The 23,960-nt window shown below is 62.6% G+C and carries 26 protein-coding genes and 1 pseudogene; 13 read left to right on the plus strand and 14 right to left on the minus strand.

Annotated elements, in window-relative coordinates:
* Nucleotides 1–31 precede the first annotated feature (31 nt).
* Nucleotides 32–970 carry a LysR family transcriptional regulator gene (locus tag AB3G35_RS14205; protein ID WP_016780791.1) on the minus strand — a complete coding sequence of 313 codons (939 nt, stop codon included), beginning with the start codon at nt 968–970 and terminating at the stop codon, nt 32–34.
* Nucleotides 971–1,022: 52 nt separating this feature from the next.
* The gene (locus tag AB3G35_RS14210; protein WP_369781654.1) at nt 1,023–2,441 is read right to left on the minus strand and encodes an FAD-binding oxidoreductase; all 1,419 of its coding nucleotides are present in this window, start codon (nt 2,439–2,441) and stop codon (nt 1,023–1,025) included.
* Nucleotides 2,442–2,563: 122 nt separating this feature from the next.
* Here AB3G35_RS14210 and AB3G35_RS14215 point away from each other — a divergent pair, with 122 nt between their 5' ends.
* From AB3G35_RS14215 to umuC, 7 genes and pseudogenes are all read left to right on the plus strand, one after another.
* On the plus strand, nt 2,564–3,235 hold the full coding sequence (locus AB3G35_RS14215; protein ID WP_369781655.1) for a class I SAM-dependent methyltransferase: 672 nt from the start codon (nt 2,564–2,566) through the stop codon (nt 3,233–3,235).
* A complete protein-coding gene (locus AB3G35_RS14220) occupies nt 3,235–3,630 on the plus strand; it encodes a GFA family protein (RefSeq protein WP_369781656.1) in 396 nt (131 codons plus the stop codon). The genes AB3G35_RS14215 and AB3G35_RS14220 overlap by 1 nt, the downstream gene beginning before the upstream one ends.
* A 45-nt stretch (nt 3,631–3,675) precedes the next feature.
* Nucleotides 3,676–4,161 (plus strand): DUF2867 domain-containing protein, encoded by a 486-nt coding sequence (locus AB3G35_RS14225; RefSeq protein WP_169846060.1) that lies wholly within the window; start codon nt 3,676–3,678, stop codon nt 4,159–4,161.
* A 4-nt stretch (nt 4,162–4,165) separates the two neighbouring features.
* A pseudogene (locus AB3G35_RS14230) lies at nt 4,166–4,603 on the plus strand (N-acetyltransferase family protein).
* 17 nt (nt 4,604–4,620) lie between these two features.
* Nucleotides 4,621–5,106: a GNAT family N-acetyltransferase gene (locus tag AB3G35_RS14235; RefSeq protein WP_369781657.1), complete on the plus strand. Its 486-nt coding sequence runs from the start codon at nt 4,621–4,623 to the stop codon at nt 5,104–5,106.
* Between the two features lie 176 nt (nt 5,107–5,282).
* A complete protein-coding gene (locus tag AB3G35_RS14240; RefSeq protein WP_016780798.1) occupies nt 5,283–5,711 on the plus strand; it encodes a LexA family transcriptional regulator in 429 nt (142 codons plus the stop codon).
* On the plus strand, nt 5,701–6,981 hold the full coding sequence (gene umuC / locus AB3G35_RS14245) for a translesion error-prone DNA polymerase V subunit UmuC (RefSeq protein WP_095004833.1): 1,281 nt from the start codon (nt 5,701–5,703) through the stop codon (nt 6,979–6,981). Before AB3G35_RS14240 ends, umuC begins: the two co-directional genes overlap by 11 nt.
* A gap of 80 nt (nt 6,982–7,061) precedes the next feature.
* On the opposite strand, the gene AB3G35_RS14250 is transcribed toward umuC, so the two are convergent.
* Genes AB3G35_RS14250 through AB3G35_RS14265 form a run of 4 tightly spaced genes read right to left on the minus strand, consistent with a single transcriptional unit; the run spans nt 7,062 to nt 10,223 of the window.
* Nucleotides 7,062–8,273, minus strand: a complete 1,212-nt coding sequence (locus AB3G35_RS14250; RefSeq protein ID WP_106115949.1) for a pyridoxal phosphate-dependent aminotransferase — start codon at nt 8,271–8,273, stop codon at nt 7,062–7,064.
* Nucleotides 8,270–8,890 carry an RraA family protein gene (locus AB3G35_RS14255; protein WP_369781658.1) on the minus strand — a complete coding sequence of 207 codons (621 nt, stop codon included), beginning with the start codon at nt 8,888–8,890 and terminating at the stop codon, nt 8,270–8,272. The genes AB3G35_RS14250 and AB3G35_RS14255 overlap by 4 nt, the downstream gene beginning before the upstream one ends.
* Nucleotides 8,890–9,552 (minus strand): RraA family protein, encoded by a 663-nt coding sequence (locus tag AB3G35_RS14260; RefSeq protein ID WP_016780802.1) that lies wholly within the window; start codon nt 9,550–9,552, stop codon nt 8,890–8,892. The genes AB3G35_RS14255 and AB3G35_RS14260 overlap by 1 nt, the downstream gene beginning before the upstream one ends.
* Nucleotides 9,552–10,223: an RraA family protein gene (locus tag AB3G35_RS14265; protein WP_095041006.1), complete on the minus strand. Its 672-nt coding sequence runs from the start codon at nt 10,221–10,223 to the stop codon at nt 9,552–9,554. Before AB3G35_RS14265 ends, AB3G35_RS14260 begins: the two co-directional genes overlap by 1 nt.
* A gap of 104 nt (nt 10,224–10,327) precedes the next feature.
* Between AB3G35_RS14265 and AB3G35_RS14270 the strand changes: the two genes are divergently transcribed.
* The gene (locus tag AB3G35_RS14270; RefSeq protein ID WP_106115947.1) at nt 10,328–11,221 is read left to right on the plus strand and encodes a LysR family transcriptional regulator; all 894 of its coding nucleotides are present in this window, start codon (nt 10,328–10,330) and stop codon (nt 11,219–11,221) included.
* 13 nt (nt 11,222–11,234) lie between these two features.
* On the opposite strand, the gene glcF is transcribed toward AB3G35_RS14270, so the two are convergent.
* From glcF to AB3G35_RS14310, 8 genes are all read right to left on the minus strand, one after another.
* Nucleotides 11,235–12,470 (minus strand): glycolate oxidase subunit GlcF, encoded by a 1,236-nt coding sequence (glcF, locus tag AB3G35_RS14275; RefSeq protein WP_369781659.1) that lies wholly within the window; start codon nt 12,468–12,470, stop codon nt 11,235–11,237.
* A 3-nt stretch (nt 12,471–12,473) separates the two neighbouring features.
* On the minus strand, nt 12,474–13,535 hold the full coding sequence (gene glcE, locus AB3G35_RS14280) for a glycolate oxidase subunit GlcE (RefSeq protein WP_369781660.1): 1,062 nt from the start codon (nt 13,533–13,535) through the stop codon (nt 12,474–12,476).
* A complete protein-coding gene (gene glcD, locus AB3G35_RS14285) occupies nt 13,535–15,034 on the minus strand; it encodes a glycolate oxidase subunit GlcD (protein ID WP_369781661.1) in 1,500 nt (499 codons plus the stop codon). Before glcD ends, glcE begins: the two co-directional genes overlap by 1 nt.
* 184 nt (nt 15,035–15,218) lie before the next feature.
* Nucleotides 15,219–15,428, minus strand: a complete 210-nt coding sequence (locus tag AB3G35_RS14290) for a hypothetical protein (protein ID WP_016780808.1) — start codon at nt 15,426–15,428, stop codon at nt 15,219–15,221.
* A 173-nt stretch (nt 15,429–15,601) separates the two neighbouring features.
* On the minus strand, nt 15,602–15,874 hold the full coding sequence (locus tag AB3G35_RS14295; protein WP_086797026.1) for a hypothetical protein: 273 nt from the start codon (nt 15,872–15,874) through the stop codon (nt 15,602–15,604).
* 304 nt (nt 15,875–16,178) lie between these two features.
* Nucleotides 16,179–16,601 (minus strand): YMGG-like glycine zipper-containing protein, encoded by a 423-nt coding sequence (locus tag AB3G35_RS14300; RefSeq protein ID WP_086797028.1) that lies wholly within the window; start codon nt 16,599–16,601, stop codon nt 16,179–16,181.
* 102 nt (nt 16,602–16,703) lie between these two features.
* A complete protein-coding gene (locus AB3G35_RS14305) occupies nt 16,704–16,871 on the minus strand; it encodes a hypothetical protein (protein ID WP_016780811.1) in 168 nt (55 codons plus the stop codon).
* A 99-nt stretch (nt 16,872–16,970) separates the two neighbouring features.
* Entirely contained in the window at nt 16,971–17,615 is a 645-nt protein-coding gene (locus AB3G35_RS14310) for a TetR/AcrR family transcriptional regulator (RefSeq protein WP_083369506.1), read from the minus strand.
* A gap of 177 nt (nt 17,616–17,792) precedes the next feature.
* On the opposite strand from AB3G35_RS14310, the gene AB3G35_RS14315 reads away from it, so the two are divergent.
* The 5 genes from AB3G35_RS14315 to AB3G35_RS14335 are packed head-to-tail and all read left to right on the plus strand — an operon-like array spanning nt 17,793 to nt 23,953.
* Nucleotides 17,793–19,580 carry an ABC transporter ATP-binding protein gene (locus tag AB3G35_RS14315; RefSeq protein WP_369781662.1) on the plus strand — a complete coding sequence of 596 codons (1,788 nt, stop codon included), beginning with the start codon at nt 17,793–17,795 and terminating at the stop codon, nt 19,578–19,580.
* Complete coding sequence (locus AB3G35_RS14320) at nt 19,574–21,325, plus strand: ABC transporter ATP-binding protein (protein ID WP_369781663.1); 1,752 nt, start codon at nt 19,574–19,576, stop codon at nt 21,323–21,325. Before AB3G35_RS14315 ends, AB3G35_RS14320 begins: the two co-directional genes overlap by 7 nt.
* Nucleotides 21,325–22,248 (plus strand): ABC transporter permease, encoded by a 924-nt coding sequence (locus tag AB3G35_RS14325; RefSeq protein WP_369781664.1) that lies wholly within the window; start codon nt 21,325–21,327, stop codon nt 22,246–22,248. The genes AB3G35_RS14320 and AB3G35_RS14325 overlap by 1 nt, the downstream gene beginning before the upstream one ends.
* Entirely contained in the window at nt 22,245–23,195 is a 951-nt protein-coding gene (locus tag AB3G35_RS14330) for an iron chelate uptake ABC transporter family permease subunit (RefSeq protein WP_369781665.1), read from the plus strand. Before AB3G35_RS14325 ends, AB3G35_RS14330 begins: the two co-directional genes overlap by 4 nt.
* Complete coding sequence (locus AB3G35_RS14335; protein WP_086797038.1) at nt 23,192–23,953, plus strand: ABC transporter ATP-binding protein; 762 nt, start codon at nt 23,192–23,194, stop codon at nt 23,951–23,953. Before AB3G35_RS14330 ends, AB3G35_RS14335 begins: the two co-directional genes overlap by 4 nt.
* Nucleotides 23,954–23,960: the final 7 nt, after the last annotated feature.

A 23,960-nucleotide genomic window follows, 5' to 3' on the forward strand; every position in this document is an offset into this window, starting at 1 on the left:
CATTGTTGTTGTTTTAGGGGCGGTTTGCAGATCACAGCGCACGGCCTCCCGGCCAGTCACCGCCCGCGCACATGGCGCGCACGACTTCGCGGATCAATTCGCTGATCAGGGTTTTCAGGTGGCTGGCAGGCATCGAGGCACAGCTGCAAATGCCCAGGGTGCGGGACAGGCCGTCAGCGGCAATGCGGTGGGCAACCAGACGGCCGTCTTCAATTTCGCGCACGGCCAGGTTCAGCGGCATGATGGTGTGCCCGATACCGGCCTCGACCGCACTTTTAAGGATATGCACGGAGTTGACCTCCATGACGATTTCGCCAACGGCCAGGCCGTGCTGTTTGACCGCGTGTTCAACCAGCGTGCGCGTGCAGTGGCCGTGGGCCTGGCTGGGGAACACCAGCGGCCGGGCCAGCGCCTGCTCCAGGCACACCTCGCCGGCCGCGGGGGCATCGGCGGCATCGGCGCGGTGGATCAGGTAAAAATCCTCTTCGATCAATGCGCTGAACAACACTTGCGGGGGTAGGTCGATGGCGCTGAACAGGGCCAGATCAATGCGCCCGTGCAGCAACTGGTCCATGACATTGCCGGTCAGTTCCTCGTTGAGATGGAAGGCCACCTGCGGGTAACGGGCGGCCACGGCACGCATCAGCGGCATGGCCAGGAGGGTGGCGACGCTTTGCGGCAGCGCCACGGTAATCGAACCGCTGAGAGAGTCGGGGCTGCTGCTGACCGCAGCCCGGGCATCACCCAGATGCTTGAGCATGCCCTGGGCGTATTCGTAAAACACCTTGCCGGCCTCGCTGGCGACTACGCCGTTGTGGCTGCGATGGAACAGCTGCACCCCCAGGTCGTCCTCCAGCGCCGACATCTGCTTGCTCAATGCTGATTGCGCCACATGCACCTGGCGGGCGGCGCTGGACAGGCTGCCGCAATCGATCACGGCGACAAAGTATTTGATCTGGCGGATTTCCATTGCGGTGCTTCCTGCAGGACTCGGCTATACGGGCCGATGATGGTAGCGCGGGTCAGCCTGCGGAGCGTGCGCGAGGGAAAATCTTGCCGGGGTTCATCAGCTGTTTCGGGTCGAGCGCCGCCTTGATCGACTGCATGACGTCCACGGCGTTTTGCCCGTGTTCAACGGCCATAAAGTGCTGTTTGGTCAAGCCGATGCCGTGTTCGCCGGTGCAACTGCCCTGCAGGGCAATGGCCCGCTCGGCCAGGCGATGGGCCACGCCTTCGGCGCGTTCGATCTCGTCGGGGTTGTGCGGGTCGACCAGGATCACGGCATGGAAGTTACCATCGCCGACATGGCCGAAAATCGGTGCGAGAAAGCCGTTTTGCGCCAGATCCGCCGCCGTGGCTTCAATGCACTCGGCCAACCGCGAAATCGGCACCACGGCATCGGTGGTCAGGGCGCGGCAACCGGGGCGCAGGGCGAGGGCGGCGAAGTAGCCGTCATGCCGGGCCTGCCACAGGCGGCTGCGATCCTCTGGATGCACGGCCCACTCGAAGTCCATGCCCTGATGTTCATCGGCGACCATGCGCACGGTCTCGATCTGCTCTTTTACGCCGGCTTCAGAACCATGCAGCTCAAAGAGCAGGGAGGGCGCCTCGCGCAACTGCGTGCTGCTGTAGGCGTTGAGGGCGCGCATGGTCAGGGCATCGAGCAGTTCAATGCGGGCGACCGGCACACCGAGCTGGATGATCTGGATCACCGCGCGCACGGCCAGGTCCACGCTGGGAAAGCGGCACACGGCCGCCGAAATGGCTTCAGGAATCGGGTGCAGCTTGACGGTCAGTTCGGCGATGGTCGCCAGCGTCCCGCCCGAGCCGACCAGTAAATGGGTCAGGTCATAGCCGGCGGAAGACTTGCGCGCCCGCCCGCCGGTGTTGATCACCCGGCCATCGGCCAGCACCGCCGTCATGGCCAGTACGTTTTCGCGCATGGTGCCGTAGCGCACGGCGTTGGTCCCGGAAGCACGGGTCGCCGCCATGCCGCCCAGGGACGCATCGGCACCGGGGTCGATGGGGAAAAACAGCCCGGTGCCATGCAACGCCGCATTCAACTGTTTGCGGGTTACCCCCGGTTGTACGGTGGCGTCCATATCGTCAACGCGAATGGCAAGCACCTGGTTCATCCCCGACACATCCATGCTGACGCCACCGTGGGAGGCCTGCAGCCAGCCTTCCAGCGAGGTGCCGCTGCCATAGGCGATCATCGGTGTATCGTGGCGATAACAGGCGCTGCTGATATTGACGATATCCTCAAGGCTGTTGGCGTAGGCCACGGCATCCGGGGGCATGGGGTCCAGCGCGGAAATATCGCTGCCGTGGTGCTCGCGCACGCTGGCCGAGGTGGAGAAGCGGGTGCCGAGCAATTGGCCCAGCTCCTCGCGCAAGGATTCGGCCAGGGGCGGATGTTCACAGGCAGCAGGAAGGCTCATCAGGCAATCTCCGTTTTTTCTGCGCCACCTGTGGCAGGCGGCATATATGGGGAGTTTTGGCTTATCTTAGGCAGCCTTTGGTGCACACTCGTAGTGCTGATTTCAGATGGAGTCATCTGTTTTTGAGATGGCCTGTGACAGACGTGATGATCAAGAAGGAACTTGAGTTGAGTGACTGGGAAGCCTATTACCAGGCAAGTGAACAGCGCGGGCAATCGCCCTTGCTGAGCAGGGCCTTGAGCCTGATCAGCGCGAATGAGGGTTCACGTCAGGCCGTGGACCTGGGGTGTGGGGCCGGAATGGAAACCCGGCAATTGCTGGCCGCAGGCTGGGACGTACTGGCCATTGACCGCGAAGCCGGCGCCATTGCGCGAACATCTGCATTGTCACAGGGTGTCAGCGGTGGCCGGCTGGCGACCCTGGCCTGCGATTTTGAACAGCTGACGCAGTTACCGGCATCCAGATTGATCCATGCTGGTCTCGCCTTGCCGTTCTGTCGGCCAGAATATTTTGAGACCCTTTGGCGGCTTCTTACTGCGGCGCTTGAACCGGGTGGTGTATTTGTCGGCCATCTGTTTGGCGAGCGGCACGGCTGGGCGGCACTTGCCCATATGACCTTTCACACCGAAGCGCAGGCGCGCTTGCTGTGCGGTAATCTTGAGCTGCATCTGTTACGCGAATTCGAACAGCCGGGTGCCAGTTTGCAGGGGGACATGGCCTGGCACCGCTTCGATATCATTGCCAGCAAGCCGCAAGGCGACGATAAATACCGTACTGAACCAAGGAGCCGGTGATGAAGGGAAGTTGCGCCTGCGGTGCCGTTGGCTATGAAATTGACCGTATCGACCTGCCTGTCAGCCATTGTCATTGCCAGTCATGCCGCAAAACCCATGCTGCTGCATTTGTCACCACGGCCGGTGTATTGCGTGAGCACTTCCATTGGACGAGGGGGCAGGAAAAGCTCAGCAACTTCGAGTCCTCCCCCGGCAAGCTGCGGCGCTTTTGCTCGCTGTGCGGTTGCCACCTTGTGGCTGAACGTGATGGCGCCGCGGCTGTGATTGTTCGTGTTGCGACCCTGGACGAGGACCCGGGCGATCGCCCGCAATACCATATCTGGGCTGAGCAGGATGCCCCATGGCTTGAACATGAAGACCTTGCGGTATACCCGCAATGGCAGCCGGGGCGCTAAGGCTTCAGTGGCATTCTTTAACTTTTATCAGGGAGATAACCGTTAGTGACCCGTGCATCCATTCATACCCTGCGCCCGCTGCCCGAGCTGGATTACCACGACAGCAGATCAGTCCTGCTGCCTGTGCAGATCACGGCTCTGCAAGCCTGGAACCTGATGACGGCCGAGCAGGGGCCGCTGATGCGCCTGGCGTTTCGAACCCGGGACGCAATTTCTGCGTTATTTGGCGTCAAGCGCATCGGTGGTTTCTCCGGTACCCGGCGTGAGGCCGTCCAGGCAGGCGATTATCTGGATTTCTTCCTGGTGGAGTACAGCGCCCCCGAGGTACTGGTGCTGACCGAGCGTGACCGGCATCTGGATGTCATGACCTGTGTTTCGCTGGCTGATCGCGTACTGACAATCACCTCCTCTGTGGTCACCCATAACACCTTTGGCCGCCTCTATATGCTGCCGGTGGGGCCAGCACACAAACTTATCGTCAACAGCTATCTCAAGCGCCTGCAGCGCAAGCTGCAAGGGATGGAGCCCTGAATTTATGAACATAACCACAAGACTTGCCGACCAGGCGGATATCCCGGCGATTTTTGCCATCCGCACCAGCGTCAGGGAGAACCATCTCTCCCTTGAACAGCTCACTGAAATGGGCATCACGCCCCAAGCCATCAGCCAGGCACTCCTGGCTGCGCCATGCATTTAGGTGGCTGAAATCCAGGGTGTGCCGGCAGGTTTTGCCATGGCTGATGCAGACGATGGTTGCGTATTTGCCGCTTTTGTACGGCCTGAGTACGAGGGGCAAGGGCTGGGCCGTAGCCTGATGGCCAGGGCCGAGGCGTTCCTGTTTGAACAGCATCGCACGATATGGCTGGAAACCGCAGAAAACAGCCGTGCCAGCGGCTTCTATCGAAGCCTTGGCTGGCAGTTGGTGGCGCACTTGCCCGAAGGCGATGTGCGTTTTGAAAAGAACCTGATATAGGGTCGCAAAGGAGCAAGATGCAGATTCGCTTAACGCAAACCAGGGACTGGATGCTCTTGAAAAGTGTACGTCTTGCCGCACTGCAGGATGCGCCGACGGCATTTGGCGTGAGCTATCAGACGGCGGCCAGCGACACCGATGAACAATGGCAGGAGCGCGCCTCGTCGCAGATTGGTACGCAGTTCTGGCTGGCCTTCGAGGGCGCCAGGCCGGTCGGCATGATAGGCGCGATGATCAGCCAGGCGGCCCGCTATAACCTGATCGGCATGTGGGTTGCGCCTCAATGGCGCGGCGCCGGTGCAGCTGCCCGACTGGTGAGCGCAGTGAAAGCCCGGGCGCGGCAGAGTGGTCATGACAGTGTGTATCTGGACGTATCCCCGGACAATGACAGAGCTTGCGGCTTCTATCTGAATCAGGGTTTTGTCTTTATGGACGAATGGGAGCCCTTGGCCAGCCACCCCCATATCAGGGTGCAGACGATGCGTTGGGACGTGGGCGACTGAATTGTGCTGTAGGGACAGAGGCGGGGGCGGGCCAGGTTCCACTTGCTGCCGCGCTGCAAAAACCAGCCTGAGCCAGCCCATAAACGCCTCTCGTCGAAATATCTGTCAGATAAATTGACCAGAATAGTCCTACGCAGTTAACTGTACGTTCATACAGTTATCGTAAGGCGTGCGTCATGAGCTTCACTTCCCTCGGTCCCATTGCTGCAGATGGCGTTCGCCTGCCACTTTGCTCCTTCAAAGTCCCCGCCGGTTTTCCGTCGCCGGCGGCGGATCATATCGAGAAGGAGATTTCCCTTGATGAGCTGCTCGGTATCCGTGCGCCCCATGTGTACCTGGTGCGCATCGATGGCGACAGCATGCAGGGTGTGGGGATTTATTCCGGCGACCTGGCGGTGGTGGACCGCGCCATCGAGCCCGGCCACGGTCATGTGGTGGTGGCGCTGCTCAATAACGATCCGATCTGCAAGCGTTTGTGCCTGCGCGGCAAGAGTGTGGTGCTGCAATCCGAAAACCCCAAGTACCCCGACCGTTATGTACTGGAAGGCGATGAGCTGACAGTCTGGGGCGTGATTACCTACACCGTGCGCAGTCATGGCCACTAAGTCTGCGCCGGTTTTCGCGCTGATCGACTGCAACAGCTTTTACGCCAGCTGCGAGCGGGTGTTCCGCCCGGACCTGGCCAAAGTGCCCATTGTGGTGCTGAGCAACAACGACGGCTGCGTGATCGCCCGCAGTTATGACGCCAAGCCCCATGTGAAGATGGGCGAGCCGTATTTCCAGATCAAGGATCGCCTCGAGCAGTTGGGGATCGTGGCGTTCTCGTCCAACTATGCGCTGTATGGCGACATGAGCGAACGGGTCATGAGCCTGATCGAGTCGATGCTGCCTGCCGTGGAGGTGTACAGCATCGATGAGTCCTTTGCCGATCTCAGCGGCATCGTTGACGCCACCGCGATGGGGCGCCAGTTGCGCAGCCGCATTCTGCAATGCACGGGCATTCCGGTGGGGGTCGGCATTGCCCATACCAAGACCCTGGCCAAACTGGCCAACCACACGGCCAAGCGCTTGCAGGCGCACACCGGTGGCGTGGTCAACCTGTGTGGCGACCATGAACGCGACTGGGTGTTGCGCAACACCGCAGTCTCGGAAGTCTGGGGGGTAGGGCGGCGCATGACCGCGCACCTGGAAGGCATGGGCATCAAGACGGCGATGGACCTGGCCAAAGCTGATCCGTGGTCATTGCGAAAAAAGTTCAGCGTGGTGATTGAGAAAACCGCGCGTGAGCTATCGGGCACGGCCTGCCTGGAACTGGACGAGCCCGATCCGCCCAAACAGGAAATCTGCTGCAGCCGCATGTTCGGCAAGCGCTTGACCGAGCTGGCGCCGATCAAGGAAGCCGTGGCCACCTACATGATGCGCGCCTCGGAAAAGCTCAGGGCACAGAAATCGTACTGCAAAAAGGTGCGCGTCAGCATTCGCACCGGCATGTTCAACCCGGACGAAGCGAAGTATGCCAAGGGCGTGGTGGTGACCCTGCCATACCCCACCGATGATGTGCGGCTGCTTACCCGGGCGGCAGTGGATGCTGTGGCGCATGTGTTCCAGCCAGGCTTCAGATACAGCAAGGCCGAGGTCATGCTGCTGGACCTGCGTCAGCCGGGGGAGTTTTCCGATGATCTGTTTGCCGTCAATCAACCGGCAGAGGCTTCACGGGTGATGGCGGTGCTGGACGCCATCAATGGCCGCTGGGGCAGGGGCACACTGCGGGCAGCCAGCGTGCCGGGCAAGCCGGACTGGGGTATGCGCCGGGAAATGATGAGCCAGAGTTATACGACACGGGTGGATCAGCTTTGGCGAGTGTCGAGCCATTAACGATGCGCCTCACACGGTGACCGCCAAACCTGTGGGAGCCGCCATCGCGTAAAGGCCCGACTCCCACAACAGGCGGCGAGTTAACGCACGGCTTGGCAAAACCCGCTGATCGCCTCGCAAGCCTTGTGCAAGGACCTTTCATCCAGCGCATAGGCAATGCGCAGATACGGCCCCAGGCCAAAGGCGCTGCCCTGCACCACGGCCACATTGGCTTCGTCGAGCAGGGCCAGGGCAACATCTTCGTCGGTGTGCAGCACCCGGCCTGCTGGCGAGGTGCGGCCGATCAAGCTGGCACATGAGGCGAATGCGTAGAAAGCGCCGGCCGGGCTAAAGCACTCCAGGCCGATGGCGTTGAGCCGTTCGACCATCAGGTCACGACGGCGCTGGAACGCCGCGCGACTGGCATGGATAAAGTCCTTTGGCCCCTCCAGTGCCGCCAGCGCGGCCTGTTGCGAGACCGCGCAGGCCCCCGAAGTCTGCTGGCCCTGCAGCGTTTCCATCGCCTGCAGCAGCCAGCGCGGGCCGGTGGCAAAACCGATGCGCCAGCCGGTCATGGCGTAGGCCTTGGACACACCGTTCATGGTCAGGGTACGCGCCGCCAGCCGGGGCTCTACCTGGGCCAGGGTGTAGAACCATTGATCATCGAAGATCAGGTGTTCATAGATATCGTCGGCCAGGATCAGCACATGGGGGTGGGCCAGCAGCACGTCAGCCAGCTCGCGCAGTTCGTCGCGGCTATACACGGCGCCGGTGGGGTTGGAGGGCGAATTCAGGATCAGCCAGCGGGTCTGCGGGGTAATTGCAGCGGCGAGCAATTGGGCGGTGAGCTTGAAACCGCTGGCCGCGTCACAGGTCACGATGTGCGGTTCGCCGCCGCACAACTGCACGATTTCAGGGTAGCTGACCCAATACGGCGCCGGGACTATGACCTGGTCACCCTCATTGAGGGTCGCGGCCAGGGCGTTATAGATCACCTGCTTGCCTCCGTTGCAGACCAGGGTGTCCTGCCAGCTGACATCCAGGGCATTTTCGCGACGAAACTTGGCCGCCACCGCTTCTCTCAGTGAGCGCACACCGGCGACCTGGGTGTAGCGGGTGTGCCCCTGTTCAATGGCCTGGAACGCAGCGGCACGCACATGTTCCGGGGTGTCGAAGTCCGGTTCGCCCGCGCACAGGGAGATGATCTGCGCACCTTGTGCCCGACGCTCAGCCACGCGGTCGATGATCCGGTAGGTCGCCGAAGGCTGTGCGCTGGCCAGGCGCCGGTTGAGCCGTTGGATATCGTCGGTCATACGCGGCTTCTCCATTCGGTCAGGTTCATCAGTTCAAGGGTGGTACGGCCTTCACTCAATGCCTGCATCATGTGGGCTTCCTTGTCGGCACGCGCTTCGCCTTCGGCCAGGGTGCGCGCCATTTGTGCATGGGGAATGATGATGACGCCATCGTCGTCGGCCACCACCCAATCCCCCGGCGCAACAGGGACACCGGCGAAATGGAAAGCCTGTCCCACGGACGGGGCGCTGGTCTTGAGCGTGCCCCTGACCGAAATGCCCCGGGCAAAGACCGGGAATTGATGCTTTTTCAGGGCCGCGATATCACGAACCCCGCCATCGATGACCAGGCCCGCCACCCCGGCGGCTTGTGCCGCAACGGTAAGTACCTCGCCCCAGTAGCCGGCCATAAAGTGACCGGTGCCCACCACCAGCACGCTGCCACGCGGGGCGCGCTCCAGGGCCAGATGCAAGGCCAGGTTGTCACCCGGTGAACACTGCAGCGGGTAAGCCGGGGCGGCGATAAAGGCGCCTTCCCAGATCGGGCGGATATCACTGTCCACGGCGCAAGGCAGATGCGAAGCCTCATAGAGCGTCGAGCTGCCCAGCGCTTTAGCCCGTTGGTAGTAAGGGTTCATCAGGCTTTCCTCTGCAGGTTGTGATACCCCAGGGCGGCCCGGGCGCTTTCAAGGGTCTGGCCTTGGCCGATAAGGCCACGGATATCGGCTTCGACCCGCTCGATCTGGCGCGCACAGGCTGCCACTTCAGCGGCCCGGGCACGGGGCACGATGACCACGCCATTGGCATCGGCAACCACGATATCGCGGGCGCAAACCCGCGCCGTGCCAATGGACACGGGCTGGTTGAGCGACTGCACCTGCACACGGTCTTTGCCGGTGCGCATAAAGCGGCCCCGGCTGAAGATCGGATAACCGTCGCCCAGCGCCTTGTTGACGTCACGGCATACACCGTCGATCACCGTGGCGGCGATATGCCGGTTGCCGGCGTACTGGGTCATGATGTCGCCCCACACGGTGCAGTCGGTACGTCCGGCATTGTCGATCACCACCACATCACCTGGTAGCACGGCGTCGATAAAGTCGCCTACGGTGCCGGCAGGCACACTGGCGGCAACGTACTGCACGGTAAATGCCGGGCCGACGACCACCTGGCTGTAGTTGCCCAGCGGCGCGATGCCCAGGCATTGGCCGGGCAGGCCGAGCTTGTCCAGGGCATCGGAAACAGCAGGGGTGTCGAGGCCGTCAAACAGGGCCACCAGTGCTTTGTCATCAAGGTTCATCAGGCGTGCTCCGGGGCAATGGCGTCGAACTGTGCGTCGTGCATGACCTCAGCCACCGAGCAACCGCTGCGCACAGCCTGCAGCATGCCTTCCTGGCGGTGGGCGATACGCTCGCCAAGCTCGATGACTTGCTCGATATGGCCCTGAGGCACAAATACCGTGCCGCAGTTGTCGGCGATCACATAGTCGTCTTCACTGACGGCCACGCCTGCCACGGTGATAGTGACCCCGGCACCGATCTGCCGCACGCGGTTGCGTGCGCTGATCATGGTCACGCCACGGCCATACACCGGGTAACCGATGGCGGCACTGCCGTCGATATCCCGGCTGCAACCGTCGATCACGGTGCCCCGCAGTTGTTTTGCCGTGGCGGCGTTGGCGAGGATATCGCCCCAGCAGGAGATGCCTTCGAGACCGCCTGCGATCACCAGCACCCGGTCAGCACTGTTGATCTGTGCGACCACGGGGGTGATCAGGTGCGCGCTGGAGGCCTTTTCGCACTGGGCTGCCAGCAACACGGTGCTGGCGCGGCCGACAATTTTCGGACAGTTCCACAGGGGCCGCAGCCCCACGGTGGCACCTGCCAGGCCGAGGAAATCCAGGGCATCGGATACCGTGTTGGTATCCAGTGCCGCCAGGCGTTCGAGCAAGGTGTTGCTGGGTTGAGTCATTGCGCTGCCCTCCGGTCATTAAGGCAGCCAGTGTCAGCGAGGCTGTTTGATAGGTATATTCCTGTTAACGTAAGACTTGCATATGTTTAACCTATGGATGAAGCATGATCAATTTTCGCCTGATCCGGCATCTGTGGCTGTTTCTGGCCGTGGCCGAAGAGCAGAATTTCGGCCGTGCCGCCAAGCGCCTCGGCATGTCCCAACCGCCACTGAGCGAGCAGATCCAGGTGCTGGAACAGGCGCTCAAGGTCAAGTTGTTCGAGCGCTCACGCCGCGGCGCCAAGCTGACCCCGGTGGGCGCGGCGATCCTGCCTGCGGTGCGCAAGTTCGCCGAGCAACTAGAGCGCCTGGAGCTGGCTGTGGAGGAAGCGCTGGGAGGGCAGTCGGGGATGCTGACCATCGGTGCGATTTCAACGGCCATGTTTGATGTGCTGCCGGGGTTGATTGAGCAGTTGAAAGAGGCATACCCGCATCTGACTGTCTCCGTGCGGGAAATAGACAGCGTCGAGGCGGTGCCGGCGCTGGAAGCGGGCGATATCGATCTGGCGTTCGCCCGCCTGGACGGTGACCTGGGCGCCTCGATCCAGTCAGTACCGCTACTGGAAGATCGCCTGGTGCTGGCCCTGCCCAGCGACCATCCCCTGGCGGCGCGCACGCGGATCAGCCTGTCGAGCTTGTCCAATGAACCTTTGGTGATGTTTTCGCGCCAGGTCAGCCCGGTGTATTTCGACAACTTGATTGCCACCTGCCGGGCCAGCGGTTTTTCCCCGCGGGTGCTGCATGAAGTGCGTTCAGTGGCCTCGCAAATTGCTTTTGTCAGCTATGGCCAGGGCATTGCGCTGGTGCCGGCATCCATGAAAAAACTGGCCCCTGCCAATGTGGTGTTTCGCGCGCTGAGCCAGAAACTCAGCGTGGTCACCACCGCCGTGGCCTGGAATACCGGACGGCCCAACCCGTTGATCGCAGAGGTGCTTGCCCGGTTAGGCGCCAAGGCTTGATGGCGGCCGACTTTCATGGCGCCGCTTCAGGCTCGGGCAATGCCTCTGCAACCAGTTCGATCCAGTGTCGCACCGGGGTTCTGCCAGCGCTGTCGAGGTGCGCCTGGCAGCCGATATTGGCGGTGACGATGACCTGCGGGTGCCCGCTTTCCAGCGCGTTGAGTTTGTTGTCGCGCAGTTGCCGGGACAGTTCGGGCTGGGTCAGTGAATAGGTACCCGCCGAGCCGCAGCACAGGTGGCTGTCGGGTACGGCGCTCAGGTTGAAGCCCAGCTCAGTGAGTACGCCTTCAACCGCGCCGCCGAGTTTTTGCGCGTGCTGCAAGGTGCAGGGGCAATGGAATGCCAGTCGCAGATCGCTGCGCACGCCAAGTGTGCCCAGCGGCTCGTCGCGCAGCACTTCCACCAGGTCCCTGGCCAGCGCACTGACCCTGGCTGCTTTTTCGGCATAGGCCGGGTCGCTGCCGAGCAGGTGGCCGTACTCCTTGATAAAGGCACCGCAGCCGCTGGCGGTTTGCACGATCGCTTCAGCCCCTTGGGCAATCCCCGGCCACCAGGCATCGATATTGCGTCGGGCGCGATCAAGGCCGGCGGCCTGGGCGTCCAGATGATAATCCACGGCACCGCAGCACCCGGCTTGCGGCGCCGGGATTACGCTGATACCCAAGCGGTCGAGCACGCTGGCCGTGGCTGCGTTGGTGTTGGGTGACAGGCCCGGTTGCACGCAACCTTCGAGCAGCAGTACGAGCCGTGCATGCTGGCGGCTCGGGCGGGGGATGGGTGCAGGCGGGGTGCGCGGCAGCCTGGCCTGCAGGGGGGAGGGCAGCCAGGGGCGCAATACCTGCCCGCTGCCGATCAGGCCCTTGAACAGCGCGGCATTGGCTATCACGCGGCGCAAGCCTTCGCGCACCAGGCGCTGGGCCAGCGGCCTTGGCACCCGGGCATCGACCAGCGCGCGGCCGATATCCAGCAGGTTGTGGTAGTCGACCCCCGAAGGGCAGGTGGTTTCGCAGTTACGGCACGACAGGCAACGGTCCAGATGCTGCTGGGTCTTGCGTGTCACCGCATTGCCTTCAAGCACCTGCTTGATCAGGTAAATCCTGCCCCTGGGGCCATCCAGTTCATCTCCGAGCAACTGGTAGGTCGGGCAGGTGGCGTTACAGAAGCCGCAATGCACGCAGGTGCGCAGAATGCGTTCGGCTTCTGCGGCACGGGGCAGTTGCAGGGCCAGTTCGCTCAGGGTGGTCTGCATGGCTCAAAGCTCCGCGTACAGTCGACCGGGGTTGAAAATACCCTGCGGGTCGAGCTGGTATTTGAGGCTGCGCTGATAGCGCAGCAGGGCCGCAGGCAGCGGCTGGAACGGGCTGTCGACAAGGCCGTGGCTGTAGCAGGTGGCATGCCCGCCGACCTCGGCGACGACAGCGCGAATCCAGCTCGCTTCGGCATCCGACTTGAGCCAGCGCTGGGCGCCGCCCCAATCGATCAACTGCTGGCCGGGCAAGGCCAGGGCCGGGGTGTTGTTGGGCAGGGACAGGCGCCAGAGAGGCGAGCCCACGGCGAAAAAATCCAGGCGTTGTGCGTTCAGATCAGCCCAGAAGGCGCCGTCCAGCAGTTCGCCGCCCAGCCGCTCACGGGCGGCTGCCACCGAGCCTTCACCGCCCTCAAGGCGCAGGTGCAGACGCTGCCCGTCGTGGCAGGCGGCGCTGATCGGCAGCGGTTGCTGCCCCCACTCGGCCAGGCGCAGCAGGGCACGTTCGCTGCTCATCTGCAGGCTGATGCTCAGGCACTGGCGTGGTTTGGGCAGCACCTTGAGCGACACTTCGGTGATCACCCCAAGAGAGCCGTAACTGCCTGCCATCAGCCGTGACAGATCATAACCGGCAACGTTTTTCATCACCTCGCCGCCAAAACGCAAATGCTTGCCGTGCCCGGTGATGACCCGGGTGCCCAGCACATAGTCCCTGACCGAGCCCACCCACGGCCGGCGAGGCCCTGACAGCCCGCTGGCAATCATGCCGCCCACCGTGGCGCCAGCGTAGGCGGGTGGCTCGCAGGGCAGCATTTGGCGTGCCTGCTCCAGTACATGGGTCAATTGCGCCAGCGGTGTGCCGCAACGGGCGGTGATCACCAGCTCGGTGGGGTCATAGCTGACGATACCGCGATGGCTGCGAGTGTCGAGCACTTCGCCGGCCACGGCGCGGCCCAGGAACATCTTGCTGTTGGCGCCCTGAATGCGCAGCGCAGTACCGCTGTGCAGGGCCTGGTTGACCTGCTCCAGCAGCACGCGGCTGTTATCGAGATCCTCGCTCGTGTGCATCAGAAACGCTCCAGTTCGGGGAAGGGCAACTGCCCGCCGTGTACATGCATGGCGCCGAATTCGGCGCAGCGGTGCAGGGTCGGGATGTTCTTGCCGGGGTTGAGCAGGCCACCAGGGTCGAAGGCGGCTTTGACGGCATGAAACAGGGTCAGTTCGTCGCTGTTGAACTGCGCGCACATCTGATTGATCTTTTCGCGACCCACGCCGTGCTCACCGGTAATGCTGCCCCCGACTTTCACGCACAGCTCAAGGATCTTGCCGCCCAGGGCTTCGGCGCGATCAAGCTCGCCGGGCTGGTTGGCATCGAACAGGATCAGCGGGTGCATATTGCCGTCACCGGCGTGGAACACGTTGGCAACCCGCAGGTTGTAGGCGGCCGACAAGGCGGCAATGGCCTGCAGCACGCCCGCCAGTTGCCGGCGCGGAATGGTGCCGTCCATGCAATAGTAATCCGGCGCAAGGCGGCCCACGGCGGGAAAGGCGTTCTTGCGTCCGGCCCAGAAACGTACCCGTTCGGCCTCGTCCCTGGCCTGGCGGACTTCGCTGGCACCCGCCTGCTCCAGTACCTGGCGCACGCGGTTGCAGTCGTCGTGGACATCGGCCTCAACGCCATCGAGCTCGCACAGCAAAATGGCCTGGGCATCAACAGGGTAGCCAGCATGAATAAAGTCTTCGGCGGCGCGGATGGCCAGGTTATCCATCATCTCCAGGCCGCCGGGGATGATGCCGGCGGCGATGATGTCGGCCACGGCCCGGCCGGCTTGCTCGACACTGTCGAAGGCCGCCAGCAGCACCTTGGCGGTCTGCGGTTTGGGCAGCAGCTTGACCGTCACCTCGGTGATGACCCCGAGCATGCCTTCGGAGCCGGTAAACAGCGCCAGCAGATCGAAACCTGGCGCGTCGAGCGCGTCCGAGCCCAGGGTCAGCGGTTCGCCGTCGACGGTCAGTACCTCGATCCTGAGCAGGTTGTGGACGGTCAGGCCGTACTTCAGGCAATGCACGCCACCGGCGTTTTCCGCGACATTGCCGCCGATTGAGCAGGCGATTTGCGAGGACGGGTCGGGCGCGTAGTACAGGCCAAAGGGCGCCGCAGCCTGGGATATCGCCAGGTTGCGTACCCCCGGCTGAACCCGTGCAGTGCGCGCGCCAGGGTCGATATGGAGGATTTTGTCAAAGCGCGCCATCACCAGCAGCAGGCCTTTTTCCAGGGGCAAGGCACCGCCGGACAACCCCGTGCCGGCCCCCCGTGCGACCACCGGCACGCGCATCTGATGGCAGATGCGCAACAGCTCTTGCACCTCGTCGAGGTGACGGGGCAACGCCACCAGCAGAGGCGTGGTGCGATAGGCCGACAGCCCGTCGCACTCGTAGGGCGCGAGTTGTTCACGCTCATGCAGGACTTCAAGCTGCGGCAAGCGCGTTTGCAAGGCGTGCAACAGGGCGGCTTTATCAACGTCAGGCAGTACGCCGTCGACGCGTTCATCGTAGAGGATATTCATGGCGGCTCACGACACTCGATTATTTTTATATGAGGTGTGTATCCGGTGCAGCCTAGTCGCAAAGTTCGCGGCGCATCACCACCATGGCGATAGCAGCCTTGTCGGTATTGTTGAAGTCAGACCGAGCATTACCGCCAGCGAGGCGATCGTGCAAGTGCCTTGGGCTACAAAAAACGCCGGGTGCTCAGTGCAGAGTCGCGGCGCGACCCATTTCGCCAATGCGGATGCGGTCCAGCGCCCGGTTCAGGGCGTCCAGCGCATCGAGCAGGGCCTTGGCCTCAGTTTCGCGGCCATCGCCCCACAGGCGCTCGGCCATTCGGTTCAGGGTCAGGATGGCGTGTTCTATCTCTGCTGCAGTCGCCATCGGGCTTTCTGCGGCTGGTTTGCTGGGCATGTTCAACACTTCTGCGGGGCCAGGCAATCTGGCTTGAGGGACGGTACTTGCGGGGGGTATTCAACGCACAGGGTAAGGGGTATCGGGCGGGTGCTTCAAACCTTTGTTTGCGGGAGGTGGCAGAGGAACCTTCGAGGCGCACTCGCGGCGCGCCCCGAAGGGTTTATACGCGCTTAGACCCGATGGATCTGGGTAATGTGCGGTTTGCCATTAATTGGCGCGTAGATTTCCACGATGGCTTGCCATGATGTGCCGGGCGAGCCAGGCAGTGTTGCGGTGCATTTGAAGCGATAGTTGGTGCCATTGACGACTTGGGTCGAAACCAGCTCCGGTGAGTACTGCACACCCACGAACCCGGTCAGGGCTTCTTTGAATACTTCCTGATCCTTTGGAGTCAGCTTGTGGTAGACAGTCCATCCGCCAACGAGTTGCTCTTGAGCAGTCATACGTTAAATCTCCTTATTTAAGTTCCTACTCGTCTGGCTTTTCGGAGTTCGCCCCGTATATTCAATGGTTTCCGGAATCCATTTCCTGAAGGTTTTCCCATACGATCCTTTTTTCCCTGTACCGGAGCGTCTAGAAAAACTGCACCATGACTGTTGATTAAATCGAGCATAGCAGTGCCGCCATTGGCCTGTAGGACGAATCGGCAGATGGCAGATGGCCGGTCATCAAGGTGGATGAGCGGCCACCGGGGCACAAAAAAGCCCGACATCAGGTCGGGCTCTTGGGCCTTAACTATAGGGCTCGTTAGCGGTGCTTGTTTTTGTGCTTGTGTTTACCCTTGCCATTGCCATTGGAGTGATGGCGGTCGCCATCGTTGCCCAGGTTGTTGCCGACTGCGCCGCCGACGGCACCGCCCACGCCTGCGCCGATGGTCGAGCCGGTGGAGCCACCCAACTGATGGCCGATCACCGAGCCGCCTGCCGAGCCAAGCCCGCCACCGATGGCGGCTTCGGTTTTACTGCCTTTTTGCGCGCCGAGTGCGCCACCTGCAGCACCGCCCAGACCAGCACCGACGGCGGCCCCGGTGGAGCCACCCAGCTGTTGGCCGACAATATTGCCCAGCGCACCGCCAACACCGCCGCCGACGGCGGCAGATCCATCTCCAGCGGCCATTGCTCCCTGCGATATCACCATGCCCAGTAATAGAACGGGTAATGTAATCCGCATGTCATTAACCTCAGTCGATAGTTAGCAAGACACTCATTCAGGGACCTTATGCCCCTAAAGATATAGAGGGGGCATAAAGTTTAAAGTTCGATCGTTACGTGTTTAACGCCTGATCCGGTTTTTTTGCCAGCTGACATCGCTGTGGAAAATGCCCGTATCACCTCGCAGCACATACAGGGTCGCCCTGTAGGCTGAGGTTAGCCGGGAGCACTGCAGGCCGCGAATCTTGTTGTAGGCCCATGCCCAGCCGTGGGTCGTTTTACTGCTCATCATCCAACTCCTGCGTTCAATCACATGAACGATATGAGTTGGGTTTGACCCGCTCTGGCCCAGTAGTTCCCTGTCAATTGCAGGGGGCCGGCACGGCGGTTATGACGGCGTCTTGACGGGCGGGGCAAGCCCCGGATTTTCTTCTTGAAGCAGCACCAGCGCACCGACGATAAGCGCGCGCATGCCTTGGGCCAGCTCAATTTCCATTTCTGCCTCCTCACTTGCGCGGTCCGCCTCCAGCAGCGGTTCGCGGCAGGTGACCGAATACACCGTGTCGGCGACGGCAATGCCGTGGAAGGCAATGGTTGCCAGCAGCCAGCGGGCATTTTCTATGGAAATGGCATAGATCTGGGCTATGTGGCGCTGATGTTCGTCGATCTTGGTGAGCATCGGTTGCGTCGCGGCCAGCCTGCGAATCACATAAGGCGTCAGCCCGGGGTGGGCCTTGACGAACACCCGCACCGAGGTGGCAAACCCGAGCAAATACTCCTTCAGGGTACCCGGCTGGTCGGCCTGGGCACGGGGGATCTGCCAGCGGGTGAAGATCTCCTCGGCGACCATGCTTTTGAGCGCCTCCAGATTGGCAACGTGCTTGTACAGCGCCATATGGCTGACCCCCAATGCAGCGGCAACGCCGACAAAGGTGATGTTCGGCAAGCCGATTTCGATGCCTGCATCGACGATGCGTTCGCGGGTGATGGTGCGCGGACGCCCTCGAGCGGCAGGTGGTTGTGGCGCTTTCATGACAAATCCTTGAACGGTGAAGGCTGTGTTTTAGCTGGCTTGTCAGGATTTCGCAAATTAGTTTATAGTCATGCAACTAATTAGTATTCTGATTCCCGGGGCCAATCCCGGTGCCCCGGCACCTTGAGAAACACCCCCGGTCTTTCCTTTTTGTGTATTTGCGGACCCTTGATTGTCATGGACTCTCCTCATTCGGCCTCGGCCAACCCCAAGGTGCGCGGCCCGATCAGCCAGCTGCTGGCCCCTATCCGTGGGCGCCTGATCGTCGCTGCCATGCTGGCTGCCATCGGCTCCATGCTGACCCTGGTGCCACTGGCCGCCATTGCCCATATCGGCCAGACAGTGCTGGGCAACCTCGAACATGAGCCGGGCCAGTTGTGGTGGTCGGTACTGGTCGCTGTCACCAGCCTGTGCCTTGGCATGTTGCTGATCACGGCGGGCGAGTTGCTGGCGCACCTGGCCGACAACCGCATCACCCATCATCTGCGCCTGGCCATTGTGCGGCGCTTGAGCCGTGTGCCGTTGGGCTGGTTCACGCAGCGGGCAGCGGGGGAGGTCAAGCAGGCGATACAGGACGATATCAATACGCTGCACAGCCTCACTGCGCATTTCTACACCACGGTGGGGCGCGCGGGCGGTGCCGTGGCCATTTCGCTGATCTATCTGTTTGCGCTGGACTGGCGCCTGGCAATGGTCTCGATCCTGCCGTTTCCCGGTTTCTTTATATTTTTCACCCGGGCTGTCAAGGCCAGCGAGCACAATATGCAGGCGTTCGTCGCGGGCATGGGCCGTATCGACAATGCCGTGGTGGCGTTCGTCAACGGCATGCCGGTGCTCAAGGCATTTGCTGGCGCAGACAAGGCCCAGGGCAGCTACCGCGAGGCTGTCGATGACTTTGCCCGCGCTTTTATCGGTTTCACCCGCCCGCTGGTGGGGTCGATGGCCAATGCCAATGCCATGATCGCGCCCGTAACCGTGCTGGGTGGGGTGCTGGTTTTCGGCAGCCTGTTTGTGGCGCTGGGCTGGATGACGGCGTTGCAGGTGCTGCCGTTCGCCCTGGTTACCCCCGGGCTGTGCGGGCCTCTGCTGTTGTTGCATTACCTCACCCATGACCTGAACCACGGCGTGGCTGCCGCCAGCCGCGTGCAAGCCCTGCTGCAAACCCCGGTGCTGGAACAGCCGGCACCCGGCATGCAGCGCACGCCTGTGGGCAGCGAAATTTGCCTGGAGCACGTCGGCTACAGCTATGACCACGGGCAGCCGGTGCTCACAGCGATCAACCTGAGGCTCAAACCGGGCACCACCACCGCCATTGTCGGCCGCTCCGGTGCTGGCAAGTCGACCCTGGCGCGCCTGCTGCTGCGCTTTTTTGACCCCAGCCAAGGGCGTATCACCCTGGGCGGCGCGGACCTGCGTGATCTCGACACGACAACCCTGTACCGGCATATCGGTTTTGTCTTGCAGGAGGTGCGCCTGATCCACGCCAGTGTCCGCGCCAACATTGCCCTGGGTAGGCCGTCGGCCAGCCAGCAGCAGATCGAGGACGCTGCGCGCATGGCCAACATTCATGAGCGCATCCTGGCTTTGCCGCGTGGCTATGACTCAGTGGTGGGTGAAGACGCGCAGTTGTCCGGTGGCGAGCAGCAGCGGGTGAGCATCGCCCGCGCAGTGCTGCTCGACCCGCCTGTGTTGGTGCTGGACGAAGCCACGGCGGCAGCCGACGCCGAAAGCGAAGTCGCGATCCAGGACGCGCTGTCGCACTTTGCCCAGGGTCGCACGCTGCTGGTTATCGCCCACCGGCTCGACACCGTGATGCACGCCGACCAGATCATCGTGCTCGACAACACCAAGGTGTGTGAGCAGGGCAATCACGCTGAACTGCTCGCCCGCGGCGGCCTCTATGCGCATTTGTGGGCGCAGGGCGGCTATCAAACTCTCGACCAACTGGCGGTGCCGTCATGCTGAAGTCCTTTTTACAGCTGCTGGGCGACGACGCGCCGGTGTTTTATCGTTATCTGCGCCTGGCCGTGGTCTATGGCTTGCTCAGCGGTTTGACCCTGACCACCCTGGTGCCGGTGCTGGGGCGTCTGCTCACTGGTGATATGCGTGGTGCAGCACTCTGGCTGGCACTGACGCTGACCGGCATGCTCGCCTGCTGGGCCGGGCGGCGCCGCGTGGAAAGGGCAGGCGTGGCCGTGGGCGTGGTCATGTTGCAAGGCGCCCGCCAGCGTATCGGTGACCATGTGGCAGGCTTGCCCCTGGGCTGGTTTACCGCGCAAAACACCCGCCAGCTGGGCCATGTGATTACCCAGGGCATGATGGCCCTGGCCCAGTTGCCGGCGCATGTATTCACCCCGGTGATCACCGGGGCGGTGACGCCGTTGGTAATCGTTGTTGCGCTCTGGCTGCTGAACTGGCCAATGGGCCTGATTGCACTGCTGGGGCTGGTGGTTTTGACCGCGGCCTTATGGCTCAGCGCGCGCCTGGGACGGCGCAGCGACCGGGCTTTCCAGGGGCAATTTGCCGAGGCCAGCCAGCGCATGGTCGAGTTTGCCCAGGCCCAGTCGGTGTTGCGCGCGTTCAACGGCGCAGGCGCCAGTACCCGGTTGCTCGAACAAGCCATCGAGCGCCAGCGTCAGTCTGGCTTGCGGCTGATCGTACAATCGTCACTCTCGGTGGTACTCAATGCCTGGGTGGTGCAGGCGATCTTTGCTGCGCTGCTGGTGGCCGCAGCCCTGTGGCTCAGCCCGCGGCTGGGCCTGGAGGTGCAGGGGGCGTCAGTGGTTGCCGTGATCGTTGCGCTGGTCCTGACCAGTCGCTATATCGAGCCGCTGCTGGACGTGGCCAGCTATGCCGAGATCCTGCGCAGCGCCTGCGGCCAGCTTGCGGCCGTGCAGAGCCTGTTCGCCGCCCAGCCCCTGGTGCAACCGCAACAGCCGCAGCAACCGGCGGATGCTTCAATCGAGTTGCGCAGCCTCGGCATGCGCTATGCCCCCGACCAGCCCGATGTGCTGCAGGGCATCAGCCTGCGTATCGAACCGGGCAGCATGACCGCGTTGATTGGCGCCTCCGGTTCGGGCAAGACCACCCTGGTACGGATGATTGCGCGGTTTTATGACCCAAGCCAGGGCTGCGTACTGATCGGCGGGGTGGATGTGCGGCAGATAACCAGCACTCAACTGGCCGCTCAGATCAGCCAGATCTTCCAGGACAGTTATCTGTTCCAGGGCAGCATTGCCGACAATATTCGCCTGGGCAAACCCGCCGCCAGTGACGCCGAACTCCTTGACGCAGTGCAGCAAGCCGGAGTCAGCGAACTGATCGAGCGTTTGCCGCAGGGGCTCGATACTCAGGTCGGCGAGGGCGGGGCGCGGCTGTCGGGTGGCGAGCGTCAGCGTATCGGCATTGCGCGTGCGCTGATCAAGGACGCACCCATCCTGTTGGTGGACGAGGCCACGGCCGCGCTGGATGCCGACAACCAACAACTGATCGCCCAGACCCTGGCCAGGCTGCGCGGGCGCCGCACCCTGGTGGTGATTGCGCACCAACTGTCGACGATTGCTATGGCCGACCAGATCGTGGTGCTCGACCAAGGCCGGGTTGTCGAGCAGGGAGCGCCGGCGGCATTGCTGGCCGGCGCAGGGCGTTATGCCCATTTCCTGGCGCAGCGCCGGGTGGCCAAGGGCTGGCGTATCGGCGGGCAAGCCTGATGCGTGCAGGCGGGTTGGCCGTATTTGCCTTGCTTTGCGTGACCTCGTTGCTGGTGGGGGCGCGGCAACTGGAGTGGTCGGGGGATGCCTGGCTGACCTTGACTGCCAGTCGCCTGCCACGTCTGGCCGCACTGGTGCTCACTGGCGTTGGCCTGTCGGTGTGCGGGGTGATTCTGCAGCATCTTGTGCGCAACAAGTTTGTCGAGCCGGCCACCTCGGGCGGCCTGGATGCCGCCAAGCTTGGCATCCTGTTGTCGCTGGCCCTGGTGCCCGCTGCCAGCGTGCCGGTACGCATGCTGTTTGCGCTGGTAGTCTGCTTCGCCGCGGGGTTGGTGTTTGTGCTGCTGATTCGCCGCATCCAGTTCAAGAACACGGTGCTGGTGCCGGTCATCGGCCTGATGTATGGCGGCGTCTTGAGTGCCATCGCCGAGTTCTACGCCTATCGCCACAACATCATGCAAAGCATGCAGGGCTGGCTGCTGGGGGACTTCTCCCGGGTGGTGCAGGGCAGTTACGAAATCATCTACCTGATCTTGCCGATCGTTGCGCTGACCTACCTGTATGCACACCGTTTCACCCTGGTCGGCATGGGTGAGGGCATGGCCACCAGCCTGGGTCTGAACTATCCGGCCACCGTGGCGCTGGGCCTGCTGCTGGTGGCGGTCACGGTGTCGGCCTCGGTGATCAGCGTGGGCGCGATCCCCTTTGTCGGGCTGGTGATTCCCAATCTGGTGGCGCTGCGTTACGGCGACAACCTTGGGCGTACATTGCCCATCGTGGCGCTGAGCGGGGCCAGCCTGCTGCTGGCCTGCGACATTCTCGGGCGCGTCCTGATCTACCCGTTCGAGGTGCCGATTGGCCTGACCGCAGGCAGCGTGGGTGGCGTGCTGTTTCTCGCGCTGATCATCTGGAGGCAGCGATGAGGCGCCTGCAACCCCGACTGGCCGTGTGGGGCACCGTTACGCTGCTGGCACTGGTGTTTGTGTTTCTGGGCGCAGGCATGGACGTTGAGTATGTGATCCCCAGGCGGCTGACCCGGCTGGGGGCGATGGTCATCGGTGGCGTGTGCATCGCCTGGTCGTCAATCACCTTCCAGACCCTGACCGGCAACCGCATCCTGACGCCGGCGATCATGGGCTACGAGGCCGTGTACCTGTTGTTGCAGGCCTTGCTGGTGTTGTTGCTTGGCACCAGCAGCGTGGTGTTGCTCGGCATCCACGGCAACTTCCTGCTGTCCGTGGTGGTGATGCTGGCCTATTCGTGGGGGATCCACCGCTGGCTGTTCCGGGACGGCAACAGCAACGTGTACACCCTGCTGCTGGTCGGGCTGGTGCTGACCCTGGTGATCGGCACGTTTACCCAGTTTGTCCAGCTCAAGGTCAGCCCCGGTGAGTTTTCGGTACTGCAGAGCTTCAGCCTGGCCTCGTTCAATCGGGTGCAATCACCGCAGTTGTTGTATGGCGCGCTGGTGGTGGCAGCAGTCGCCCTGGTGGGGCGCAAGAGCCTGGCCACCCTCGACGTACTGTCGCTGGGGCGTGACCAGGCGATATCCCTGGGGGTCGACTATCGACACAGCGTGCGCCTGCACCTGGCCCTGATCGCGGCCCTGGTTGCGGTATCGACCAGCCTGCTGGGACCAACGGCCTTTATGGGCATTTTCGTCGCCAATAGCACCTATGCCCTGGCCCGCACGTTCAGGCACCGGGTCACGCTGGCGCTGGGCAGTGCGGTTGCCATCGGCCTGTTTATCGCCGCCCAGCTGCTGGTCGAGCATGTTTTCAACTACACAACCACGGTCGGCATCCTGATCAATCTGCTGTGTGGCGGATATTTCCTGGTGCTGATGGTGCGTACCCGAGGAGCGCCATGATCACCGTTCACAACCTGCACAAGGCCTATGGCAGCAAAACCGTTTTGCGAGGTGTTGATGCCCGCTTTGCGGGGCAACGCCTGACCTCGCTGATCGGCCCCAATGGCGCGGGCAAAACCACGCTGCTGATGATGATTGCCCGGCTGATGCAACCCTGCGCCGGTACCGTTTGCCTCGAGGGGCGAACGGTGGCGGGCATTCCCGTGGGCGAATACGCCCGGCGTGTCGCCACGTTGCGCCAGTCGCCGGACTTCAACCTGCGCCTGACCGTACAGGAGCTGGTCGCCTTCGGGCGCTTCCCCTACAGCCGGGGCGCCCTGACCCGCGAGGACCACCAGGTGATCGACGAAGCCATCGCCTTTTTGTCGCTGCAGCCGCTGCGCCATGCCTACCTCGACGAACTCAGCGGCGGGCAACGGCAAATGGCGTTTCTGGCCATGACCATCGCCCAGCAGACCGACTACCTGCTGCTCGACGAACCCCTCAACAACCTCGATATCAAGCACGCCGTGCAGATTATGCGGGCGCTGCGCCGGCTGTGTGACGAGCACGGGCGCACGGTGGTTCTGGTGGTGCATGACATCAACTTTGCCGCCAGCTACAGCGACCATATCGTCGCCATGAAAGCGGGGGCGGTGCAGTGCGCCGGCAGCGTGGACGAGGTGATTACCGAAGCGCAGCTGGGTGAACTGTACGGGCTGGACTTCGACATCAGCCAGGGCCCGCGCGGGCGTTTGTGCAACTACTTCAACCCCTAAAGAGAAC

Origin of the sequence: Pseudomonas sp. WC2401 (assembly GCF_041200115.1) — a bacterium.
Lineage (GTDB): Bacteria > Pseudomonadota > Gammaproteobacteria > Pseudomonadales > Pseudomonadaceae > Aquipseudomonas > Aquipseudomonas fragi.

What these genes read in the sequence shown, in the direction of transcription:
- AB3G35_RS14290 (WP_016780808.1), bottom strand. Translation starts at nt 15,428, where the DNA reads ATGCCCAGCAAACCAGCCGCAGAAAGCCCGATGGCGACTGCAGCAGAG.
- AB3G35_RS14305 (WP_016780811.1), bottom strand. Translation starts at nt 16,871, where the DNA reads ATGAGCAGTAAAACGACCCACGGCTGGGCATGGGCCTACAACAAGATT.
- AB3G35_RS14335 (WP_086797038.1), top strand. Translation starts at nt 23,192, where the DNA reads ATGATCACCGTTCACAACCTGCACAAGGCCTATGGCAGCAAAACCGTT.
- glcE (WP_369781660.1), bottom strand. Translation starts at nt 13,535, where the DNA reads ATGCACACGAGCGAGGATCTCGATAACAGCCGCGTGCTGCTGGAGCAG.
- AB3G35_RS14255 (WP_369781658.1), bottom strand. Translation starts at nt 8,890, where the DNA reads ATGAACCCTTACTACCAACGGGCTAAAGCGCTGGGCAGCTCGACGCTC.
- AB3G35_RS14330 (WP_369781665.1), top strand. Translation starts at nt 22,245, where the DNA reads ATGAGGCGCCTGCAACCCCGACTGGCCGTGTGGGGCACCGTTACGCTG.
- glcF (WP_369781659.1), bottom strand. Translation starts at nt 12,470, where the DNA reads ATGCAGACCACCCTGAGCGAACTGGCCCTGCAACTGCCCCGTGCCGCA.
- AB3G35_RS14235 (WP_369781657.1), top strand. Translation starts at nt 4,621, where the DNA reads ATGCAGATTCGCTTAACGCAAACCAGGGACTGGATGCTCTTGAAAAGT.
- AB3G35_RS14300 (WP_086797028.1), bottom strand. Translation starts at nt 16,601, where the DNA reads ATGCGGATTACATTACCCGTTCTATTACTGGGCATGGTGATATCGCAG.
- AB3G35_RS14205 (WP_016780791.1), bottom strand. Translation starts at nt 970, where the DNA reads ATGGAAATCCGCCAGATCAAATACTTTGTCGCCGTGATCGATTGCGGC.
- AB3G35_RS14270 (WP_106115947.1), top strand. Translation starts at nt 10,328, where the DNA reads ATGATCAATTTTCGCCTGATCCGGCATCTGTGGCTGTTTCTGGCCGTG.
- glcD (WP_369781661.1), bottom strand. Translation starts at nt 15,034, where the DNA reads ATGAATATCCTCTACGATGAACGCGTCGACGGCGTACTGCCTGACGTT.
- AB3G35_RS14295 (WP_086797026.1), bottom strand. Translation starts at nt 15,874, where the DNA reads ATGACTGCTCAAGAGCAACTCGTTGGCGGATGGACTGTCTACCACAAG.
- AB3G35_RS14310 (WP_083369506.1), bottom strand. Translation starts at nt 17,615, where the DNA reads ATGAAAGCGCCACAACCACCTGCCGCTCGAGGGCGTCCGCGCACCATC.
- AB3G35_RS14320 (WP_369781663.1), top strand. Translation starts at nt 19,574, where the DNA reads ATGCTGAAGTCCTTTTTACAGCTGCTGGGCGACGACGCGCCGGTGTTT.
- AB3G35_RS14250 (WP_106115949.1), bottom strand. Translation starts at nt 8,273, where the DNA reads ATGACCGACGATATCCAACGGCTCAACCGGCGCCTGGCCAGCGCACAG.
- AB3G35_RS14315 (WP_369781662.1), top strand. Translation starts at nt 17,793, where the DNA reads ATGGACTCTCCTCATTCGGCCTCGGCCAACCCCAAGGTGCGCGGCCCG.
- AB3G35_RS14265 (WP_095041006.1), bottom strand. Translation starts at nt 10,223, where the DNA reads ATGACTCAACCCAGCAACACCTTGCTCGAACGCCTGGCGGCACTGGAT.
- AB3G35_RS14260 (WP_016780802.1), bottom strand. Translation starts at nt 9,552, where the DNA reads ATGAACCTTGATGACAAAGCACTGGTGGCCCTGTTTGACGGCCTCGAC.
- AB3G35_RS14325 (WP_369781664.1), top strand. Translation starts at nt 21,325, where the DNA reads ATGCGTGCAGGCGGGTTGGCCGTATTTGCCTTGCTTTGCGTGACCTCG.
- AB3G35_RS14210 (WP_369781654.1), bottom strand. Translation starts at nt 2,441, where the DNA reads ATGAGCCTTCCTGCTGCCTGTGAACATCCGCCCCTGGCCGAATCCTTG.
- AB3G35_RS14240 (WP_016780798.1), top strand. Translation starts at nt 5,283, where the DNA reads ATGAGCTTCACTTCCCTCGGTCCCATTGCTGCAGATGGCGTTCGCCTG.
- AB3G35_RS14220 (WP_369781656.1), top strand. Translation starts at nt 3,235, where the DNA reads ATGAAGGGAAGTTGCGCCTGCGGTGCCGTTGGCTATGAAATTGACCGT.
- umuC (WP_095004833.1), top strand. Translation starts at nt 5,701, where the DNA reads ATGGCCACTAAGTCTGCGCCGGTTTTCGCGCTGATCGACTGCAACAGC.